Source organism: Streptomyces sindenensis (assembly GCF_014649035.1).
GTDB classification, from domain to species: Bacteria; Actinomycetota; Actinomycetes; order Streptomycetales; family Streptomycetaceae; genus Streptomyces; species Streptomyces sindenensis.
The window spans coordinates 38,455-57,887 of the sequence record NZ_BMSG01000003.1; the positions used below are offsets into that span (position 1 = coordinate 38,455).

The 19,433-nt window shown below is 72.1% G+C and carries 21 protein-coding genes; 9 read left to right on the plus strand and 12 right to left on the minus strand.

Annotation, left to right across the window (positions count from 1 at the left end):
- Positions 1-31 precede the first annotated feature (31 nt).
- The 4 genes from IE145_RS05360 to IE145_RS05375 form a co-directional block, all read right to left on the minus strand.
- The gene (locus IE145_RS05360; RefSeq protein ID WP_189519340.1) at positions 32-703 is read right to left on the minus strand and encodes a winged helix-turn-helix domain-containing protein; all 672 of its coding nucleotides are present in this window, start codon (positions 701-703) and stop codon (positions 32-34) included.
- A gap of 407 nt (positions 704-1,110) precedes the next feature.
- Positions 1,111-2,145: a glutamine synthetase gene (glnII, locus tag IE145_RS05365; protein ID WP_189519342.1), complete on the minus strand. Its 1,035-nt coding sequence runs from the start codon at positions 2,143-2,145 to the stop codon at positions 1,111-1,113.
- A 131-nt stretch (positions 2,146-2,276) separates the two neighbouring features.
- Positions 2,277-3,419 carry an ARPP-2 domain-containing protein gene (locus IE145_RS05370; RefSeq protein ID WP_189519344.1) on the minus strand — a complete coding sequence of 381 codons (1,143 nt, stop codon included), beginning with the start codon at positions 3,417-3,419 and terminating at the stop codon, positions 2,277-2,279.
- A 64-nt stretch (positions 3,420-3,483) separates the two neighbouring features.
- Positions 3,484-4,956, minus strand: coding sequence for a hypothetical protein (locus IE145_RS05375; RefSeq protein WP_189519807.1), 1,473 nt, complete (start codon positions 4,954-4,956; stop codon positions 3,484-3,486).
- Positions 4,957-5,209: 253 nt separating this feature from the next.
- Here IE145_RS05375 and IE145_RS05380 point away from each other — a divergent pair, with 253 nt between their 5' ends.
- A complete protein-coding gene (locus IE145_RS05380; protein WP_189519347.1) occupies positions 5,210-6,124 on the plus strand; it encodes a Gfo/Idh/MocA family protein in 915 nt (304 codons plus the stop codon).
- On the opposite strand, the gene pdxR is transcribed toward IE145_RS05380, so the two are convergent.
- Positions 6,081-7,589 (minus strand): MocR-like pyridoxine biosynthesis transcription factor PdxR, encoded by a 1,509-nt coding sequence (gene pdxR, locus IE145_RS05385; protein WP_189519348.1) that lies wholly within the window; start codon positions 7,587-7,589, stop codon positions 6,081-6,083. The genes IE145_RS05380 and pdxR overlap by 44 nt on opposite strands.
- A gap of 50 nt (positions 7,590-7,639) precedes the next feature.
- Between pdxR and IE145_RS05390 the strand changes: the two genes are divergently transcribed.
- Positions 7,640-8,188, plus strand: a complete 549-nt coding sequence (locus IE145_RS05390; RefSeq protein WP_189519350.1) for a carboxymuconolactone decarboxylase family protein — start codon at positions 7,640-7,642, stop codon at positions 8,186-8,188.
- Positions 8,189-8,330: 142 nt separating this feature from the next.
- Here the strand turns inward: IE145_RS05390 and IE145_RS05395 are convergent, their stop codons facing one another.
- Positions 8,331-9,374, minus strand: a complete 1,044-nt coding sequence (locus IE145_RS05395) for a hypothetical protein (RefSeq protein WP_229825360.1) — start codon at positions 9,372-9,374, stop codon at positions 8,331-8,333.
- Positions 9,375-9,426: 52 nt separating this feature from the next.
- Entirely contained in the window at positions 9,427-9,792 is a 366-nt protein-coding gene (locus IE145_RS05400; RefSeq protein ID WP_189519352.1) for an arsenate reductase family protein, read from the minus strand.
- A gap of 119 nt (positions 9,793-9,911) precedes the next feature.
- Here IE145_RS05400 and IE145_RS05405 point away from each other — a divergent pair, with 119 nt between their 5' ends.
- From IE145_RS05405 to IE145_RS05430, 6 genes are all read left to right on the plus strand, one after another.
- Positions 9,912-10,217, plus strand: coding sequence for a hypothetical protein (locus IE145_RS05405; RefSeq protein WP_189519354.1), 306 nt, complete (start codon positions 9,912-9,914; stop codon positions 10,215-10,217).
- Between the two features lie 134 nt (positions 10,218-10,351).
- The gene (locus tag IE145_RS05410) at positions 10,352-10,825 is read left to right on the plus strand and encodes a hypothetical protein (protein ID WP_189519357.1); all 474 of its coding nucleotides are present in this window, start codon (positions 10,352-10,354) and stop codon (positions 10,823-10,825) included.
- 34 nt (positions 10,826-10,859) lie between these two features.
- Positions 10,860-11,687 carry a M55 family metallopeptidase gene (locus IE145_RS05415; RefSeq protein WP_189519359.1) on the plus strand — a complete coding sequence of 276 codons (828 nt, stop codon included), beginning with the start codon at positions 10,860-10,862 and terminating at the stop codon, positions 11,685-11,687.
- A 62-nt stretch (positions 11,688-11,749) separates the two neighbouring features.
- A complete protein-coding gene (gene cpt, locus IE145_RS05420; protein ID WP_189519361.1) occupies positions 11,750-12,283 on the plus strand; it encodes a chloramphenicol phosphotransferase CPT in 534 nt (177 codons plus the stop codon).
- 56 nt (positions 12,284-12,339) lie between these two features.
- A complete protein-coding gene (locus IE145_RS05425; RefSeq protein WP_189519363.1) occupies positions 12,340-12,906 on the plus strand; it encodes a GNAT family N-acetyltransferase in 567 nt (188 codons plus the stop codon).
- 201 nt (positions 12,907-13,107) lie between these two features.
- Complete coding sequence (locus tag IE145_RS05430; RefSeq protein ID WP_189519365.1) at positions 13,108-13,503, plus strand: cupin domain-containing protein; 396 nt, start codon at positions 13,108-13,110, stop codon at positions 13,501-13,503.
- A 225-nt stretch (positions 13,504-13,728) separates the two neighbouring features.
- Here the strand turns inward: IE145_RS05430 and glnA are convergent, their stop codons facing one another.
- A complete protein-coding gene (gene glnA / locus IE145_RS05435; protein WP_069737923.1) occupies positions 13,729-15,138 on the minus strand; it encodes a type I glutamate--ammonia ligase in 1,410 nt (469 codons plus the stop codon).
- Positions 15,139-15,435: 297 nt separating this feature from the next.
- On the opposite strand from glnA, the gene IE145_RS05440 reads away from it, so the two are divergent.
- Positions 15,436-15,843 carry an RDD family protein gene (locus tag IE145_RS05440; protein ID WP_189519811.1) on the plus strand — a complete coding sequence of 136 codons (408 nt, stop codon included), beginning with the start codon at positions 15,436-15,438 and terminating at the stop codon, positions 15,841-15,843.
- A gap of 182 nt (positions 15,844-16,025) precedes the next feature.
- Here IE145_RS05440 and IE145_RS05445 read toward each other — a convergent pair whose 3' ends face one another.
- The 4 genes from IE145_RS05445 to lipB form a co-directional block, all read right to left on the minus strand.
- A complete protein-coding gene (locus IE145_RS05445; RefSeq protein WP_006123960.1) occupies positions 16,026-16,733 on the minus strand; it encodes a DUF4191 domain-containing protein in 708 nt (235 codons plus the stop codon).
- Positions 16,734-16,834: 101 nt separating this feature from the next.
- Positions 16,835-17,035: an SCO2195 family GlnR-regulated protein gene (locus IE145_RS05450; RefSeq protein ID WP_189519367.1), complete on the minus strand. Its 201-nt coding sequence runs from the start codon at positions 17,033-17,035 to the stop codon at positions 16,835-16,837.
- A 269-nt stretch (positions 17,036-17,304) separates the two neighbouring features.
- The gene (gene lipA / locus IE145_RS05455) at positions 17,305-18,282 is read right to left on the minus strand and encodes a lipoyl synthase (protein WP_189519369.1); all 978 of its coding nucleotides are present in this window, start codon (positions 18,280-18,282) and stop codon (positions 17,305-17,307) included.
- A gap of 279 nt (positions 18,283-18,561) precedes the next feature.
- Complete coding sequence (gene lipB / locus IE145_RS05460; protein WP_189519371.1) at positions 18,562-19,398, minus strand: lipoyl(octanoyl) transferase LipB; 837 nt, start codon at positions 19,396-19,398, stop codon at positions 18,562-18,564.
- Positions 19,399-19,433: the final 35 nt, after the last annotated feature.

Below are 19,433 nucleotides of genomic sequence, written 5' to 3' on the forward strand. Positions count from 1 at the left end.
CGCCGGAGATGCGTTATGCCGAACCGGCCGGTCAGGGCGTGTACTTGTACCCGACCCGGCGGACCGTCTGGATCGAACGGCGGTACTCCGCGCCCAGCTTGCGGCGCAGCCGGGCGACATGGACGTCGACGGTGCGGCCGTCGCCCACATGCCCGTAACCCCAGACCGTCGTCACCAACTGGTCGCGGGTGTGCACCCGGTGGGGGTGGGCCACCAGATGGGCCAGCAGCTCGAACTCCAGGTACGTGAGATTGAGGGCGACGCCGTCGACGGAGGCCGTACGCCGGGCGGTGTCGACCCGCACCGGCCCGGCCGGCACCTCCTCGGCACCGACGGCGGTGGCAGTGGCGCCGGAGCCCGCGTCGGCCGCCGGCCGGAGCGGGTCGCCCGCGGCGGCCCCCGCGAGCGCGGGCTGCCGGTCGGCCGGCACGAGCACCAGGTACCCGATCATCGGCGGCCGGCCGGGCAGCGAGGGCAGGGTGTGCGGCGGGGCCGGCAGCCACGTGGCCCCGGGCGGGAGGAAGTCCGCCACATCGGCCGGGGCCGCGACCTCGTCGCGGTCGACCGCGCGCAGCCGGTGCCGGTTCGGGTCCGCGGGCAGGGAGCGGGCGGGGACGGGACGGGCGGGGGGGCGGGCCGCAGCGGATGCCGGGGATGCCGCGGTGGCGGCGGACGCGGCGGAGAAGGTACGAGTGTTCGCCATGAGGGTCAGCTCTTTCGCGCGAGAAGTCGTCAGGGACGGACGTTCGTCGTACGCGCGGACCGAAGGCCGGGGTGAGCGGCTTTAGTGGGCCTGCGCGTTCCACGCGCGGCAACACACCCGGTCGAAATCATGGTGCTGACGGGAAGGCCAGAACGGTTCGAGGTCGCTGCGACCCGACGCGATGTACTGGAAGCTGGCCATGTGCTCCATTGAAGCAGAGATCGCGGCGGTGCATCAGACTCCTCTCGGCCTCGATACGGACGCTCCGCGTCACGTCCCTCACGCGACGCCCGCCGGACCGTACGGGAGGGGCCCGCGCGGTCCGGCAGGAGGGCCCGCGCGCTCACGTGGGAGGGGCCCACCGGCGAACCGGCGGGCCCCTCCCACGTGAGCGGTCGGCGTCGGGATCAGACCTGGTCGGCCTTCTCCAGCGCGGTGCAGCAGGTGTCGACGATCAGCCGCGTGACGACGTACGGGTCGACGTTGGCGTTCGGCCGGCGGTCCTCGATGTACCCCTTGCGGTCCTGCTCGACCTGCCACGGGATACGGACCGAGGCGCCGCGGTCGGAGACGCCGTAGCTGTACTCGTTCCACGGGGCGGTCTCGTGCAGACCGGTGAGCCGGTCGTCGATGCCCGCGCCGTAGTTCTTGACGTGGTCCATCGGCTTGGAGCCCTCACCCAGCGACTCGCACGCGGTGATGATCGCGTCGTATCCCTCGCGCATCGCCTGGGTGGAGAAGTTGGTGTGCGCGCCCGCGCCGTTCCAGTCGCCCTTGACCGGCTTCGGGTCCAGCGTCGCGGAGACGTTGAAGTCCTCGGCGGTGCGGTAGAGCAGCCAACGGGCCACCCACAGCTGGTCGGAGACCTCCAGCGGGGACAGCGGGCCCACCTGGAACTCCCACTGGCCGGGCATGACCTCGGCGTTGATGCCGGAGATCCCGAGCCCCGCCGCCAGGCAGTTGTCGAGGTGCTTCTCCACGATCTGCCGGCCGAAGATCTCGTCCGCGCCGACCCCGCAGTAGTAGCCGCCCTGCGCGGCCGGGAAGCCGCCCTCGGGGAAGCCGAGCGGCCGGTGGCCGTCGAAGAAGGTGTACTCCTGCTCGATCCCGAAGATCGGGGTCTGGCCCGCGAACTGCTCGGCGACCGGGCGCAGCGCGGCCCGCGTGTTGGACTCGTGCGGCGTCATGTCGATGTTGAAGACCTCGCACAGGACGAGGACGTCCGCGCCGCCGCGGATCGGGTCCGGACAGGTGAAGACGGGCTTCAGCACCCGGTCGGACGCGTGGCCCTCGGCCTGGTTGGTGCTGGAGCCGTCGAACCCCCAGATGGGCAGATCCGCCACGTCCCCCGACGGCGCACCGTCCATGATCTTCGTCTTGGAGCGAAGCTTGGCGGTCGGCTCGGTGCCGTCTATCCAGATGTACTCAGCCTTGAATGTCACGGACGCCATCCTTTGCGGGTGCAGCGGTCTATGCAGCGCAGCTTGGCAAGACGCGATTTCCCGTCCGTTGCCCGGATGTGAACCCCGTGTTACCGAGGTTTCCCGCGGTTTTCCGTAGGACCACGGAGGGCTCAGAGACTGCTCCTGAGCAGAGCCGAGAACCCGGCCGCCCGCATCCGGCGCACCAGCTCCTCGCGGCTCGACCCCAGCGCGGCGGCCGCCCGGTCCAGCTCCCAGCCGGCCCCGGCCACGGTCCGCAGCAGATGCCCCCGGCGGATCTGCGCATCGGAGAGCCGGAACGTCTTGAGGTAGGCGACCCGCCCCTTGTGGTCGGTGATCGTCTCCCCGATGTGCTGCCCGCCACCGTCCCGGACGAACGGCGGCAGGAAGCGCCACAGGGTGAAGGACTTCATCCGGTACACCCGGTCGAACGCGTACGAGGTGTCCAGCAGCTCCCGCGCGAACAGCGTGCCGTGCGCCTCCGCCCACGCCCGCTCCTGCGCCCGCGCGGCCGCCCGCAGCTCGCCGAGGTCCCGGATGTGCTCCTCGCCCCCGATCCGCACCGGAGTCCCGGCCACCGGGGCCCCGTACAGCGCGTACTGGTGCACCAGCTCCCCGTAGAGGTCCTCCACCAGCGAGGCGTGCAGCAGGCGGTAGTCGTCCGGGTGCGGCACGGCGAACGCGGCGGCGAGCGCGTCGGAGACGTACACCATCACCCCGCACTGGCCCGGATGGATCTCGAAGATCCGCAGCGCGTCCCCGAGCCCGCGCACCGACCGCCCGAGGTAGGCGTCCTCGGCGCGCGGCGAGAGCCCGTCGCGCAGGGCCGAGCGCGACCACTCCTCCCAGGCGGTCGACGGACCGCCGAAGTGCAGCGCGAGATAGCCCTCCAACGCCAGGTGCAACGGCAGGAACCGCAGCCGGTCGCCGGACCGCCGCTTGGCCATCCGGTGATGTGGCACCGGCGGCAGGGGCACGGCCCGGGGCACGTCACCGCCGCCGAACTGAGTCCCGTACGCGGCCGACGGCCGGCCCGCCCCCGGGGCCCGGCCGTCCTTCTCGCCCGACCAGTCGGCGACCAGCCCGTGCGGAATGTACGAGATGTAGTGGCCCCGGGGCCCGAGCTCGACGACCCCCGCGCCGAGGCCGTCGTACACCTCGCGATGCAGCCGCAGCCCCTCCACCGGCGCCTCGCGGACCAGCGGGACGAGCCGGACACCGCCCCACACCTGCGACGGCCGGGTGGTGAATCCGGTCAGCTCCAGCCGGTTCACGGTGTCACGTCCTTTCCGGGCGCCCGCGCGGCGCGGGCGGTCGTCGGTGCCGGTTCCGGCCGCTTCACGAGGCCGGCTCCTTTCCGGTGAACCGGGCCACCCGCCGGTCCAGGTACGCGTACAGCTCCGCCGGTCCCGTACGCCCCTCCGCGAACCGGGCGATCTCCACCAGGGCGGGCAGATCCTCCGCGTCCCGGATTCCGGCCGTCGCCACCCCCGCCGCCAGCCGCCGCACGTCGAAACCCTCCGCGTCGTATACGGGGTTGACGTGCACCACCGCCGTCCGCCGCGCCGGATCCAGCCGACGCCGCCACACCCGCAGCACCTCGCCCGCCAGCCCCGCCGGGGCGTTGTCCCAGCCGTCCGAGACGATCACCAGCCGGTCCGGAGCGGCCCCGTCGGCCCCCGGCTCCAGCGCGTCCAGGATCCGCATCCCCAGCGGGGTCGGCCCCCACGGACGTACGAGCAGGGCGTCGCCCGCCCCCGAGGTCCACAGCCCCCGGTACGCACCCGGCGCGGCCAGCACCTCCAGCAGATGGTGGCAGGCCAGCGCCACGGCGAGCGGCCGACGCCGCTTCTGCCCCGACCCGGACGAGGAGAAGCTGTCGTCCAGCACCGCGTGCACCCGCCCCCAGCTCCCCGCGTGCGCGCCCGCCGCCCGCCGGGCCGCCGCGCGCAGGGCGCCGGTCAGCTCGGCCCGGCGCCCTGCGCGCTCCTCGAAGCCGAGCGACAGCACGTACAGGGCGAGCCGGGTCAGCGGCATCGCGGTCAGCTCGACGTCCGGCCGCCGGCCGTCCACCGTCCGCTGCTCCTGGGTGCGCAGCCGCTCCAGCCGGGTCATCCGGGGCGCTGCCCGCTTCAGGAACACCTCGCGCTTCATCCCGTGCCGGGCGGCGAACCCCTCCGCCACGGTGAACGGCAGCTCGGCCACGGCCCCCTGCTCGTAGTGGGCACGCCGCCAGGCGTCCAGCAGCGGGTGCTCGTACCGGCGGGCCCGACCGGGCCGGAACAGGAACGCCCCGATCTCGGCGAGCGGTTCGTCCCGCTCAGGACAGGCCAGGTGGATGTGGCGGGCGACGGTCTTCAGCCCGGCCCGGTACTTCACGGCGTCATGGCCCAGATCCGGCCGGCCCGCCAGCCAGTCCCGGATGATCGCCCGGGTACGGCGGTTGTTGACCCCGGCGCGGCGCAGCTCGCCGAAGAGCCGGTAGACACGCTGCGGCGGCAGCAGGGCAAGCCGCGCCGCGATGAGCCGGCCCTCGCGGCGTCGCTCCTCCGGGGACGCCTCGTCCGCGGTCTCCAGCAGCCGGCGCACGATGAGCGCCGCGTTGTGGTGGTTGATGTCCAGAGCCAGCGAAGCCGCGTACACCTGGCGGTAGTTGACCTGTACGTAGGTGTGCAGGAAGTCCAGGGAGAGCTGCTGGTCGACGGCGCGAGAGCGGAACTCGCGCTGCCCGGTCGCGGTGATCGCCGCGTTCACGAAGAGGAGGACGTCCTCGGCGGTGACAAGGTCGGCAGGGCTGTCGGGCGTGGTCATCATGGTCGTCCCCCGGGTGGCTGGAGCGCCGGCCGGGGAATGGGGGCGCGAACAGCGAAATCATTGCTTCACAGGCACGTCTCGGAAGTCGCACCGGAGTCCCGCGGCCGGCTCGGGAAACGTAACGGGGCGGGCCTGCTTCGCGCCACCGCATTCAGGGCCGGGTCCCGACGCTGTTCGTGGTCGGAGCGACGTGGGCCCCGCGCCCCGGGCCCCTGTCCGCCCGCCCGCCGCGCCCGGCACACTGGCACGCATGACGACATCCAGCACCACTCCTGCTCTGCGCATCGGCCTCCTCGGTGCCGGTCCCTGGGCCCGTAACACCCAGGCCCCCGCGCTCGCCGCCCACCCCGGCGTCGAGCTGAGCGGAGTGTGGGGCCGCAGGGCCGAGGCGGCGGACGCCCTCGCCGCCGCCCACGGGACCCGGGCGTACACCGGCGAGGAGGGCATCGACGCGCTGCTGGAGGCGAGCGACGCGGTGGCCTTCGCGCTGCCGCCGGACGTCCAGGCCCCGCTGGCGGTCCGGGCCGCGGAGGCGGGCCGCCACCTGCTGATGGACAAGCCGGTCGCCACGACGGTCGCCGGGGCCCGTGCGGTGGCGGAGGCGGCGGAGAAGTCAGGAGTGGCGTCGGTCGTCTTCTGCACGCTGCGCTTCGCGCCCGAGACCGCCGCCTGGATCGCCGAACAGGCGGCGGTGGACGGCTGGTTCACGGCACGTGCGCAGTGGCTGGGGTCGCTCTACGCTGCCGGTTCGAGCAGCGAGTACGCGGACTCCCCGTGGCGGCGCGAGAAGGGCGGCCTGTGGGACGTCGGCCCGCACGCGCTGTCCGTGCTGATCCCGGTCCTGGGCGACGTCGAGCACCTGACGGCCGCCGCGGGACCGGCCGACACCACCCATCTGATCCTGCGCCACACCTCCGGCGCGTCCAGCACGGTGACCCTCGGGCTGAGCGCCCCGCCCGGCGCGGCGGGTGTCGAGATCGAGCTGCGGGGCGAGCGGGGTACGGCGTCGGTCCCCGGCTGGGCCGGTGCGGAGACCGCGTTCCGGGGTGCGGTGGACGCCCTGGCCGAAGCGGTACGCACGGGAGTGCCGCACGCCTGCGACGCGCGCTTCGGCCTCCACCTCACGGAGCTGCTGTCGGCGGCGGAGGCGCAGGCGCGGGCGTAGCGGCAGACGGGGGCGCAGCGGCAGGCGGGGCGGCCGGCGGCAGGGAGCGGCACAGGGCTTCGAGCGCCTCCGGGTAGGCGGATTCGGCGGGGGTGGCGTACCCGACGACGAGCCCGTCGCGGCGGGGGGCTGGGGTGTCGTCGGCGGGAGCGGCAAGAAGGGCGTTCTCCGCACCCGGGTGCAGATAGTCGCCCAGGCCCTCCACCGCGAGCCCCTGCCAGGCCGCCGCCCGGACCGCCGACCGCTCGGTGCCGGGCGGCAGCTCCACCACGGCGTGCAGCCCGGCCGCGATCCCGGTGACCCGGACGTGCGGGGCCCGCGCGTGCAGGGCGGCCACCAACTGGTCCCGGCGGCGACGGTGGCGCTGCCGCATCCGGCGTACCTGCCGGTCGTACGCGCCCGACTCGATGAAGTCCGCGAGGGTGAGCTGCTCGGTGGCGCTGGAGAACTGCTCGCGCTCGCCCTTGGCCGCGACGACGGGGGCGACGAGCCGTTGGGGCAGCACCATCCACCCGATCCGCAGAGCAGGCGAAAGACTCTTGCTCACCGACCCCACCAGCACCACATGCTCGGGATCGAGCCCCTGGACGGCCCCCACGGGCTGCCGGTCGTAGCGGAACTCCCCGTCGTAGTCGTCCTCGACGACGAGCCCGCCGGTGGCCCGGGCCCAGTCGACGACGGCCGCCCGCCGCGCGGGGTGCAGCGGCCCGCCGGTGGGGAACTGGTGGGCGGGCGTGAGGAGTACGGCCCGGTCGCGGCGGGTGAGCCCGTCGACCCGGGCGCCGTCCGCGTCCACGCCGAGCGGCCGGGTGCCCACCCCGTGGGAGGCGAGCAGTTCGCGGTGGAAGGGCAGCCCGTACTCCTCCGCCGCCCACGGCCCGCCCACCACCTCCGCCAGGAGCCGCAGCCCGTGCGCGGCGCCCGAGCAGATCACGATGCGCTCCGGCGTGGCCCGCACCCCGCGCACCCGGGCGAGATAGCCGGCCAGCGCCCGCCGCAGCTCGGGCCGGCCGTGCGGATCGCCGGGCCCGAACGCGTCGTCGGGGGCGGCGGCCAGCGCACGCCGGGCCGAGGCCAGCCAGGCGGTGCGCGGGAAGACCGAGGGGTCCGGCTGCCCCTGGACCAGGTCGTGGACCGGGCGGGCGGCGCGCTCGGGGGTACGGGGCCGGTGCACCGGGGTCACGGGGGCGGCCCGCTCGGCGACCCGGGTCCCCGAACCCTGCCGGGCCGCCAGCCACCCTTCCGCGACCAGCTCCGCGTACGCGTCGGCGACGGTGTTGCGCGCCAGACCCAGGTCGGCGGCGAGGGAACGGTAGGGCGGCAGCCGGGTGCCCGGGGCGAGCCGCCCACTGCGCACGGCCTCGCGGAGCGCGTCCATCAGCAGGGCCCGGCGGTTACCGGTGCCGGAGAGTTCCAGGGGCAGATCGCTGCCCAGGATCTCCGCCGAATTGACCCATGAATTCATCACAGAAGTGCACCCCACACCCAGTCGCTTGTCGCCTTAGATTCGTACCCATGACGACGACGGAGATCAAGACGAACGACCGCACCTTCACCGAGGCCACCACCGTCCGGCCCAACATGACCACGACCACGACGACGGCTGCGACCGCGACCACCCCCCGGCTGAACTTCGCGAAGGCGGCCCCGAAGGCGTTCCGGGCGGTGATCGGCCTGGACGCGGCGGCCCGCGAGGGCCTGGACCCGGCCCTGGTCGAACTGGTCCAGATCCGCGCCTCGCACCTGAACCGGTGCGCGTACTGCCTGCACATGCACACCACGGACGCGCGCAAGGCGGGGGAGAGCGAGGAGCGTCTGCACATGGTCGCGCTGTGGCAGGAGGCGGACCACTTCTTCACGGCCCGGGAGCAGTCCGCCCTGGCCCTGACGGACGCGGTCACCCGGATCGGCGACGCCGGGGTGCCCGACGAGGTCTACGACCGGGCGGCGGCCCACTTCACCCAGGAGGAGCTGGCCCACCTGCTGGCCCTGATCTTCACGATCAACACCTGGAACCGCATCGCCCTGTCCACGGCCAAGCGAGCGGGCACGGACGAACGCTGAGGCGGGGGCCCGGCCCGAGGCCGAGCGCTCGCGACCGTCGGCCCCGGGCGCTCGCAACAGCCGGCCCCGGGCGCCCACATCAGCCGGCCCGGGCGCTCACATCAGCCGGCCCCGGGCGGTGACAAGAGCCGGCCCCGGGCGCTCACATCAGCCGGGTCCGAAGCTCCAGCCAGGCCTCCACCTCGGCCCGCAGCGCACGGTCCCGTACCCGGGGCAGCAGCTCACCGGCCGCGAGGGTGAGCCGCTTGGCGGCCCGGGAGGCGTTGACCGCCACCAGGTTCTCCCGTGCGTACGGAGTCGACTCGCGGGTCGCCACGTCCGCCCTGGACACCGGGACGGCGTCCAGGCAGGCCCGTACGGCCGCATCCGGTTCGAGCAGCCCGTACCGGACGATCTCGCAGACGGCATCCGTACGGTCGAGGACTCCGGCGCTCTCGCACGCGCCGAGCAGCCAGAGCGCCAACACCTCCCAGACAGACCGATCGTGCCCGAATCTCCGCTTGCCCTCGTCCGGCAGAAGCGGCCTGCACGCGACCCACAGAAACCACCACCGGCGCGCCGCTTCGTCCGCCTCGTCGGGCTGCCGCCGCGCCCAGGCCTCCCGCTCCGCCGCACCGAGCCCGACCAGATGCCGGACCCGGTCGCGTCCGGCCTCCCGGGACCAGGGCGACCGCTCGCCCCGAGGACCGGGCGCGAACCAGGCGGGTGCCGTCAACGCCAGCACCTGGCCGCTGCCTTCGTCGACCAGTACCCCCACCCGGCTGTCCGCCCGGACGAAGCGCCGGCATCCGACCCCGTCGGGCGCGACCTCCACGAGCGGGAAGCCGGCCCGGTCCAGGTCCGCGGCGAGCTCGTCGACCGGCAACGGGACGTCGAGCCGGTGTGCCTGCACGGTGATGCAGAAGCCGCGCAGGCCGTCGCCTTCCCGCTCCCACGCGAACTCCACCAGGTCGTAGCAGCGCAGCAACTGCCCCAGCCCGGTACGGCTCTCGACGAACCCGTCGCCGAGAAGCGCGGTCACCTCGGCCGGCGTACTCGTGGCGTCGGCACCACGCACGGCACCGGTGACGACGAAGTCGGTGAAGAACGCCATTCCGGGGGAGCCCTGCCACACCGCCGACGGTCCCACGCCCCCGGACACGACGCCCCCGGACACGACGCCCTCGGGCACTGCGCCTTCAGGCACCACACCCTCGAACACCACGCCCTCAGGCACCACGCCCTCAGGCACTGCGCCTTCAGGCACCACGCCCCAGCGCGTCCCGCACGGCCTCCTCGCTCCGCGCGACCACGGCCGTGCCGTCCTCGGCGGTGATGATCGGCCGCTGGATCAGCTTGGGGTGCTCGGACAGCGCGGTGATCCACCGCTCCCGCGAACCGGCGTCGCGGGGCCACTCCTTGAGCCCCAGCTCCTTGGCGGCCGCCTCCTGCGTCCGCGTGATGTCCCACGGCTCCAGCCCGAGCCGGTCCAGCACGGCCCGGATCTCCTCGGGCGAGGGCACGTCCTCCAGGTAGCGGCGGACGGTGTAATCGGCCCCTTCGGCGTCCAGCAGAGTCACCGCGCTGCGGCACTTGGAACAGGCGGGATTGATCCAGATCTCCATGGGGCCAAGGGTACGTGAGGGACTGCCGAAAACGCCTCTGGCCAGGGGCGATTGTCAGTGGGGGGCAGTAAAATGGAGGGAGTTCGTGAGGGTTCCACCACGCTGCCAGGAGGATGCCGATGGCCGTCGCCACAGCCACGACCGAGCCGCTCGACCGACAGCTCCCGATGCCCTTCCGCCCGCCGCTTCCCGCGCCGCCCGCGAAGAAGCGGCTGCCCGCGGGCCGCCCCCGCGAGTGGTACGTCTCCCACAACCGCCGCCTCAAGGCCATGCGCCTGGCCATCGCCCTGCTCGACAGCGGGGTCTACCAGCCCTCCAGCGCCGGCAACCACCGGATACGGATCGCCGCCGAGCGCATGGGCATCCACCCGCCGTCCGACACCACCTGCCGCATGGTCCGCGCCCTGATCCGCTACGGCCGCTGACCGAACCGACCACCGCCCCGACCACTGCCCCCGGACTCGTCGAGCGACGAGTCCGGGGGCACCCGGCTGCCGGGCGCCACCCGTACGGGACCATGGCTCCGACCGCACAAGGGCACGGGGGAAGGGGCATCACCATGGCTGCCGATCTATGGACCTCGGTCGTCTCGCTCGCAGGCGTGGCGCTGGGCGGCGGCCTGACGGCCCTCGCCCAACGCGCCACGCAACGCTCGGCGGAACGCACGGAGGAGCGTCGCCAGGCCGCCGCCACTACGGAGAGCCGCAGGGCCGAACAGATCGACGTCCTCAAGGAGTTCGTCTCCTGCGCCCAGGCCGCGGAACGGGCCGCCTACCGCCGCCCCGATCCGTGGGGCGACGACGAGGGCGGCTGGATGACGGAGACGGGCCCGGTCATGACCGCGCTGTGGACCGCGTCCGGCAATGTCACGCTCCTGTGCGACGAGGCCCTGCGCGAGCCGGTCAGAGCGTACGGCCACGCGCTGAACGCCGCCGTGTGGCGCGACATCGGGGACGTCGAGGTCAACGAGCACCTGGAGGAGGCCAAGACGGCGTTCATGAACGCGGCCCGGGCGAGCCTCGCGGGCGCCTGACCGGCGGAACGACGACAGGTAGGATCCCAGCCCCATGAAGGCACTCATCTCGGTCGACATGGAAGGCATCTCGGGGATCGTCCACTCCTCCGAGACGAACCCCGAGCGCTACGACTACCAGCGCGGCCGGGAGCTGATGACGGCCGACGCGAACGCGGTGATCGCGGGGGTCCTGGACGCGGAGCCCACGGCCGACGTCCTGGTGGCGGACGCGCACGGCACCTTCCGCAACCTCCTGCCGGAGCGACTCGACCGCCGTGCCCGCCTGGTCCGGGGCAAGCCGCGCGCGCTGAACATGCTCGCCGGGCTCGACGAGGAGACCGACGCGGCGCTGTTCGTCGGCTACCACGTCCGCGCGGGCGAGGGCCCGGGAGTGCTGGCGCACACCATGAACGGCGAGATCCTCGACGTACGGGTGGCGGGCCGCTCGCTGGGCGAGATCGGGCTCAACGCCGCCATGGCCGGCCACCTCGGCGTACCGGTCGTCCTGCTCAGCGGCGACGACGCGGCCTGCGCCGAGGCGACCGACCTGCTCCCCGGGACGGTCACGGTCCCGGTCAAGGAGGCCCTGGGCATGGCGGCGGCAGTGACCCTGCACCCGGAGGAGGCCCGGGACAGGCTGCGCCGGGCGGCGGCGGACGCGGTGACCCGCCGCACGGAGATCCCGCCCCTGGCCCTCACCGGTCCGCTGGACGTGGAGGCCGACCTCGCGAGCCCGCACACCGTCGACCTGGCGACGCTCGTACCGGGCGTCTCGCGCGCGGCGGGTGCCCGTACGGTCGCCTTCACGGCCCCCGACTACGGGAGCGCGTACCGCCTGATTCTGCTGCTCGCGCAGCTGGCCACGATCAGGCCCGCGTAGACCGCGCGGGGGAGACCCGAAAACAGGTCGAAGGCCGCACGCGTTGCCTCTACCGTGTCCGGATGACGACCCAGGTGATCGTGCTGAACGGCGGCTCCAGCTCCGGCAAGTCCGGCATCGTCCGCTGCCTCCAGGCGGAGCTCCCGACCCCGTGGCTCGCCGCCGCGATCGACACCTTCGTGGACTCCCTGCCCGCGTCCCTGAGGTCGGCGGGCGAAGGCATCGAGTTCGCGGCGGACGGCGGCGTGACCATCGGCGAGGAGTTCCGGAGACTGGAGGCGGCCTGGCGCGAGGGCGTGGCCGCTACGGCCCGGGCGGGCGCGCAGGTCATCATCGACGACGTGTTCCTCGGCGGCCCGGCCTCCCAGGAACCGTGGCGGAAGGCGCTGACGGGCCTGAACGTCCTGTGGGTGGGCGTCCACTGCGAGGGCGCGGTCGCGGAGGCCCGCGAGATCGCCCGGGGAGACCGCCCGCGAGGCATGGCGGCGGCACAGGCGGAGAAGGTGCACGAAGGGGTGTCGTACGACGTGGAAGTGGACACGACACACAGGGAGTCCCTGGCCTGCGCGAGGACGATCAAGTCCCACGTAGCCTGACCGACCACCCGACCTGCCCCCACCCCCTCACCCCCTCACCATCCGGCTGGAGCGAGATGACTGACCTGTGGACCGGCGAGAGAGTACGCCTGCGAGGCATCGAACCGCAGGACTGGGAGGGCTTCCGGGCCCTGGCCCTGCACACCGTGGACGCCCGCAACGCCGACGTGGTCGAGCCCCCGCGCTCGGACGAGAGCTTCCGCGCCTGGGCCACCGAGCGCGCCGGCCGCACCCCGAACGCGTCCGCGTACCAACTGGTCATCGAGACCCGCTTCGAGCACGCCTTCGTCGGCGCGGTGTCGGTCGGCGAGACGGACACCCGGGCGGGCCGCTTCCGCACGGGCATCGAGGTCACCCGCGAACACCGCCGCCAGGGCTACGCCTTCGAGGCCACGGAACTGATCCTCACCTACATGTTCGCCGAACAGCGCTGCCACAAGTGCGAGGTGGAGGTCTACGCCTTCAACGACGCCTCCCTGGCCCTCTACCGCAAACTCGGCTTCGTGGAGGAGGGCCGCCTGCGCCAGCACGAGTACTTCGCGGGCACGTACCACGACGTGGTCCTGCTGGGCATCACGGCGGACGAGTACTGGGCGGGACGGGCACGGCCTTTGCTGCGGTGAGGTCTTCCGGGGGGACCGTATGAACGTACGGAGGCCGAGCTACCCGGCGCAGCGAACACGTGGCATGCGCCGACGGAGAGCGCGTCCTGAGCGCAGGAGAGATCAGCTTCCCCCGCGAGGCGGACCGGTGGGTGGTGGACGAGGTCAGTAACTCGTCGACACCGCGTCGCCGCATGACCCGCGCTGCTAGCGTTCCCCCACGTGAGCGACAACGTGTACGTGGGCAAGGCGGGCAAGGACGCGGCACTGGACCGCGGGTGGCTCCTGGGGCATTTCAAGGACGCCCACGACCCACGCCACAGCGATGCCGTGGAGATCAAATGGGGCGTCCACCCCCGCGCCGACAGGCGATCGCAGTGGGTGAGGGGCGAGGAGCGCACGGCCCTGCTGGTTCTCATCAGTGGCCGCTTCCGCGTCGAACTGCCGGGCCGTGACGTCCTGCTGGAGGAGCAGGGCGACTACGTCGTGTGGGGACGCGGAGTCGATCACTCGTGGTTCGCGGAGGAGGAGTCGGTGGTTCTGACGGTCCGCTGGCCGTCCGTGCCGGGCTACGCGGTGCCGGAGAAGGACGGGGAGCACGGTCACAGGCACATGTGAAGCCCCCGACGATCAACGTTTCTGACAGCGGTATGACGCTGTGGGATCGCGAAAATGCCCTGTTGCGGCGCGACAACGAGATGGTGCGTGAGGCGCTGAGCGCGCACGAGGGATGGGATCGGGGCGGAGCTCCCCCGACATCCGCCCCGGGGGAGCAGAAAAAGGCCGTCGGCCGCGCCCCCGGAGGGGCACGGCCGACGGCCTGCGGTCTGTGTGACCCGTGGCTTAGATGTCGAAGTACAGCTCGAACTCGTGCGGGTGCGGCCGCAGCTGGATCGGGGCGATCTCGTTCGTGCGCTTGTAGTCGATCCAGGTCTCGATCAGGTCGGACGTGAAGACGCCGCCCGCCTGGAGGTACTCGTTGTCCGCCTCCAGGGCGTCGAGCACGGCCGGGAGGGACGTCGGGACCTGCTGGACGTTGGCGTGCTCCTCGGGAGCCAGCTCGTAGAGGTCCTTGTCGATCGGCTCGGCCGGCTCGATCTTGTTCTTCACGCCGTCCAGGCCCGCCATCAGCAGCGCGGAGAACGCGAGGTACGGGTTGGAGGACGGGTCCGGGGCGCGGAACTCGACGCGCTTGGCCTTCGGGTTCGAGCCGGTGATCGGGATGCGCATCGCGGCGGAGCGGTTGCGCTGCGAGTACACCATGTTGACCGGGGCCTCGAAGCCGGGTACCAGGCGGTGGTAGGAGTTCACCGTCGGGTTGGTGAAGGCCAGCAGCGACGGGGCGTGCTTCAGGATGCCGCCGATGTAGTAGCGGGCCATGTCCGACAGACCGGCGTAACCCTGCTCGTCGTAGAAGAGCGGCGAGCCGCCCTGCCACAGCGACTGGTGCACGTGCATGCCCGAGCCGTTGTCGCCGAAGATCGGCTTCGGCATGAAGGTCGCGGTCTTGCCGTTGCGCCAGGCGACGTTCTTCACGATGTACTTGAAGAGCATCAGGTCGTCGGCCGCGGCGAGCAGCGTGTTGAACTTGTAGTTGATCTCCGCCTGGCCGGCCGTGCCGACCTCGTGGTGCTGGCGCTCGACCTGGAGGCCGTTCTTGTCCAGCTCCAGGGAGATCTCGGCCCGCAGGTCGGCGAAGTGGTCCACCGGCGGAGCCGGGAAGTAGCCGCCCTTGTAGCGGACCTTGTAACCCCGGTTGTTCTCCAGCGCACCCGTGTTCCAGGCGCCGGCCTCGGAGTCGATGTGGTAGAAGCTCTCGTTCGCCGACGTCTGGAAGCGGACGTTGTCGAAGACGTAGAACTCGGCCTCCGGGCCGAAGTACGCGGTGTCCGCGATGCCGGTCGAGGCGAGGTAGGCCTCGGCCTTCTTGGCGATGTTGCGCGGGTCACGGCTGTACTGCTCGCCCGTGATCGGGTCGTGGATGAAGAAGTTGATGTTGATCGTCTTGTCGCGGCGGAAGGGGTCCACCCGAGCCGTCGACAGGTCAGCGCGCAGCGCCATGTCCGACTCGTGGATGGCCTGGAAGCCGCGGATCGACGAACCGTCGAAGGCCAGTTCCTCGGCCGGGTCGAAGGTCGCAGCCGGGATCGTGAAGTGCTGCATCACCCCGGGCAGGTCGCAGAACCGGACGTCGATGAACTTGACGTCGTTGTCCGCTACGTACTTCTGCACTTCGTCGGCGTTCTGGAACATCCAACTCCTCCTCCTCCCGACCCGGGAGGGGCGGGGGTTGTGTAGCTCGTGGTGCGGCCAGTGCGGTGGCGCACGCTGGACCCGACCATAGGCAGACTCGATTTCTCAAGCGTGACCCATTTGTTTCGCCCAAGTTAACCGGGCCGGTGGTGAGCGGCATCTCAGCGGCGGTCTCCGCGCGGCTGTCTCCGTGCCCCGCCCGGCCGGGCCCAAACCCGGGCGCAGTACCGTGGACGGGTGGACAACAGGCAAGCAATCGGATCGTGGCTCTCGGGGCCCCGCGCGGCCGCCGAGGAGATGGGCGCCGACTTCGGCTACCGGGGCAAGGGCCTCGGGCTGCCCGAGGAGGGGCCCGGCTCGATCGCGCCGCTGGGCCGGCGCTTCGGAGCCATCTTCATCGACTGGACCCTCTGCATGCTGATCGCATACGGGCTGTTCGCTCGCGGTGACCAGCAGGCGGCGGGCAACTGGGCGCTCGGGATCTTCCTCGTGATGAGCCTGCTGACCGTCGGCACCATCGGCTGCACCCCCGGGAAGCGGCTGCTGGGCGTGCGCGTGGTCGCCCAGGACGGCGGGCGGCTCGGGTTCGTGCGCGTGGCCGTGCGCACCGTGCTGCTCCTGCTCGTCATCCCCGCGCTGGTCTGGGACCGCGACGGGCGTGGGCTGCACGACCGGCTGTCGCGGTCCGTTCAGATCCGGATGTGACCTCTCCGTACGGAGACGAGGACCTCTTCCGTACGGACACGAGGGCCTCTTCCGTACGGAGACGTGGACCTCTTCCGTACGGCCACGAGGGGCCTCTTCCGTACGGGCATGGGAAACGGGGTGGCCCCGGACCGGTGAAGGTCCGGGGCCACCCCGTCGTGTACGTACGTCGGCCGCAGCCGTCAGCGCATCTTTCCGCCGCGCGGCATCCGCATGCCCTTCGGCATCGGGCCCTTCGGCAGCGGCATGTTGCTCATGAGGTCGCCCATCGCGCGCAGCCGGTCGTTGGTGGTGGTCACCTGCGGGCCGGTCAGGACGCGGGGGAGCTTCAGCATCTTGGTGCGGACCTTCTTCAGGGGCACCTGACCCTCGCCGTTGCCGACGATGATGTCGTGCACCGGCACGTCCACCACGATGCGGGCCATCTTCTTCTTCTCGGCCGCCAGCAGGCCCTTCACCCGGTTCGGGTTGCCCTCGGCCACCAGCACGATGCCGGCCTTGCCGACCGCCCGGTGGACGACGTCCTGGCTGCGGTTCATCGCCACCGCGGGGGTGGTCGTCCAGCCGCGTCCGATCCGGTCCAGGACGGCGGCCGCCGCTCCGGGCTGGCCCTCCATCTGGCCGAAGGCCGCCCGCTCCGCGCGCCGGCCGAAGACGATCGCCATCGCGAGGACGGCCAGGACGAAGCCCAGGATGCCCAGATAGACCGGGTGGCCGATCGCGAAGCCGATGCCGAGGAGGACACCGAACGTGACGATTCCGACACCCGCGACGACAAGACCGATCTTGCTGTCGGTCCGCCTGGTCATCTTGTAGGTCAGGGCGATCTGCTTGAGTCGCCCCGCGTTCTCGGCGCTGTCCGCGCCTTCAGTTTTTGCCTTCCTCGCCATGTACTGAAGTTTACGTGGCGAGGGGGCGACCCAGGAACGTGGGAGCGGTCCCGGTACGTGTGAGCGGTCCGGGGACGGGTCCGGGTCCGGGGAAGCGCGGCCTAGGAACGGTCGCCGGCCACCGCGTCCAGGACGTGCTGGGCCTCCACCCGGTCCTTGGCGCGGCGGCGGTCCTCCAGGACGGCCGTCCAGGCGTTGCGGCGGGCGGTGCGCTGGCCGCCGCTCAGCAGCAGCGACTCGACGGCGCGCAGGGCGGTGGTGACGGACGGAAGTGCGTGGGCGCGGACCGGTGCGGCCTGCATCGTGGTGTTCCCCCTCGGAATGGATGCGCCCGGTGGCGCGGATGAGCGTGGGAAGCGGTGACGGCGGCGGCTGCTGGGGTCGCTGCCGCACATGTACCCAGGGTCACTGCTCGGTGTTACCAGCGCGTGACCGGGCGGTCAAACACCAATGAAGCCCTGATTCCGGTGGAGCGCACGCCGAAGCGGTCCGTACGCGTCCCTCACCTGCGGGGAGCGCACGGACCGCTTCGGTCATGCGGTGGGGGCGTGGTGGTCGCTCGTGAGCGGATTCACACGGCCGGCGCGGCCGGGACGGCCTGGGCGGCGACACCGCGGGCGTCCATCGCCTGCTGGAAGAGACGCCCCGCGCGGTACGAGGACCGCACCAGCGGGCCCGACATCACGCCGGAGTAGCCGATCGCGTCGGCCTCGTCCTTCAGCTCGACGAACTCGTGCGGCTTCACCCAGCGCTCGACGGGGTGGTGCCGTACGGAGGGGCGGAGGTACTGCGTGATCGTGATGAGCTCGCAACCCGCGTCGTACAGGTCCTGGAGCGCCTCGCTGACTTCCTCGCGGGTCTCGCCCATGCCGAGGATCAGGTTCGACTTGGTCACCAGGCCGGCCTCGCGGGCCCGGGTGATGACCTCCAGGGAACGCTCGTAACGGAAACCGGGGCGGATCCGCTTGAAGATCCGCGGCACCGTCTCGACGTTGTGCGCGAGCACCTCGGGGCGTGAGGAGAAGACCTCGGCGAGCTGCTCGGGCTCCGCGTTGAAGTCGGGGATCAGCAGCTCGACCTTGGTCGCGCCGGCCTCCCGCTCCGCGGTGAGCGTGTGGATCTGGCGGACGGTCTCCGCGTACAGCCAGGCGCCGCCGTCCTCCAGGTCGTCGCGGGCGACGCCGGTGATGGTGGCGTAGTTCAGGTCCATCGTGACGACGGACTCGCCGACGCGGCGCGGCTCGTCACGGTCCAGCGCCTGCGGCTTGCCCGTGTCGATCTGGCAGAAGTCGCAGCGCCGGGTGCACTGGTCGCCGCCGATGAGGAAGGTGGCCTCGCGGTCCTCCCAGCACTCGAAGATGTTGGGACAGCCCGCCTCCTGGCAGACCGTGTGCAGGCCCTCACCCTTCACCAGCTGCTGGAGCTGCTTGTACTCGGGGCCCATCTTCGCCCGCGTTTTGATCCACTCGGGCTTGCGCTCGATGGGGGTCTGGCTGTTCCGGACCTCCAGGCGCAGCATCTTGCGCCCGTCGGGTGCGACAGCGGACACTCCGGCTCCCCTTTGCTCTCTGCTGCGTTGGATTCGCGTCGGGTTCGCGTGGGATGCGCGAGCGATGCGCGAGGGATTCACTTTGGATTCTTCGGCGAACACCAGGGTACGCCCCTACATCGAACGGCCTTACGTCTGGCCAACCTGCGGCCGACGGGGCCTATTCCCCGGACGGCCTACTGGTCGGTAGGGCCCGTGGTTCCCCGGCCGATGGTGATGGCCGGGCCACCGGTCGGTACGGCCGTGGCTCCCCGGGCGGGACCGTACGGCCGCGGTTCCTCACGCCGGCGCCGGGGCCGAGGCCTGCGGCGCCTGGGCCGGGGCCTGCGGCCGCTCGATCTCGCGCGGTGCGAGATCCGCGTTCTCCAGGATGTCCCGCAGGTGCCCCTCGATGACCGGCAGCACCTCCTCGATCGTGATCTCCCGCCCCAGCTCGTTCGAGAGGGACGTGACCCCGGCGTCCCGGATGCCGCACGGGACGATCCGGTCGAACCAGGTGTTGTCCGGGTTCACGTTGAGCGCGAAGCCGTGCATCGTGACGCCCTTGGCGACCCGGATGCCGATCGCGGCCAGCTTGCGGTCCTCGCGGCGCTGGCCCGCGTTGGACGGGGCGTACTCCGGACCGTTCAGCCGGGGGTCGAACTCCTCGTCCTGGAGCCTCGGGTCGAAGTCCAGCGACAGCCCGCCCAGCGCCTGGCGCTGCTCGATCGGGTCGCCGAGCACCCAGACGCCGCTGCGGCCCTCCACCCGGGAGGTCTCCACGCCGAATTCCGCGGCCGTGCGGATCAGCGCGTCCTCCAGCCGGCGCACATGGGCGACCACGTCGACCGGGCGCGGCAGCTTCTGGATCGGGTAGCCGACGAGCTGGCCAGGACCGTGCCAGGTGATCTTCCCGCCCCGGTCCACGTCGATGACGGGGGTGCCGTCCAGCGGACGCTCGTTGTCCGCCGTGCGGCGACCCGCGGTGTAGACGGGCGGGTGTTCCAGGAGCAGACAGGTGTCCGGCACCCGGTCCTCGAACCGGTCCGCATGCACCTCGCGCTGCTTCTGCCAGGCCTCCGTGTACTCGACGGCCTGTTCGCCGAAGCCCAGACGGACGAACCGCAGCTCGCTCACCGATGCCTCCCTCTGTGGGCCCCGCAGGCCCGGAG

Coding starts and splice junctions, on each gene's coding strand:
- glnA (WP_069737923.1), bottom strand. CDS start 15,138: ATGTTCCAGAACGCCGACGAAGTGCAGAAGTACGTAGCGGACAACGAC.
- IE145_RS05360 (WP_189519340.1), bottom strand. CDS start 703: ATGGCGAACACTCGTACCTTCTCCGCCGCGTCCGCCGCCACCGCGGCA.
- IE145_RS05425 (WP_189519363.1), top strand. CDS start 12,340: ATGACTGACCTGTGGACCGGCGAGAGAGTACGCCTGCGAGGCATCGAA.
- IE145_RS05445 (WP_006123960.1), bottom strand. CDS start 16,733: ATGGCGAGGAAGGCAAAAACTGAAGGCGCGGACAGCGCCGAGAACGCG.
- IE145_RS05375 (WP_189519807.1), bottom strand. CDS start 4,956: ATGACCACGCCCGACAGCCCTGCCGACCTTGTCACCGCCGAGGACGTC.
- IE145_RS05440 (WP_189519811.1), top strand. CDS start 15,436: ATGGGCGCCGACTTCGGCTACCGGGGCAAGGGCCTCGGGCTGCCCGAG.
- pdxR (WP_189519348.1), bottom strand. CDS start 7,589: ATGAATTCATGGGTCAATTCGGCGGAGATCCTGGGCAGCGATCTGCCC.
- IE145_RS05410 (WP_189519357.1), top strand. CDS start 10,352: ATGGCTGCCGATCTATGGACCTCGGTCGTCTCGCTCGCAGGCGTGGCG.
- cpt (WP_189519361.1), top strand. CDS start 11,750: ATGACGACCCAGGTGATCGTGCTGAACGGCGGCTCCAGCTCCGGCAAG.
- IE145_RS05415 (WP_189519359.1), top strand. CDS start 10,860: ATGAAGGCACTCATCTCGGTCGACATGGAAGGCATCTCGGGGATCGTC.
- IE145_RS05390 (WP_189519350.1), top strand. CDS start 7,640: ATGACGACGACGGAGATCAAGACGAACGACCGCACCTTCACCGAGGCC.
- IE145_RS05405 (WP_189519354.1), top strand. CDS start 9,912: ATGGCCGTCGCCACAGCCACGACCGAGCCGCTCGACCGACAGCTCCCG.
- IE145_RS05450 (WP_189519367.1), bottom strand. CDS start 17,035: ATGCAGGCCGCACCGGTCCGCGCCCACGCACTTCCGTCCGTCACCACC.
- IE145_RS05400 (WP_189519352.1), bottom strand. CDS start 9,792: ATGGAGATCTGGATCAATCCCGCCTGTTCCAAGTGCCGCAGCGCGGTG.
- IE145_RS05380 (WP_189519347.1), top strand. CDS start 5,210: ATGACGACATCCAGCACCACTCCTGCTCTGCGCATCGGCCTCCTCGGT.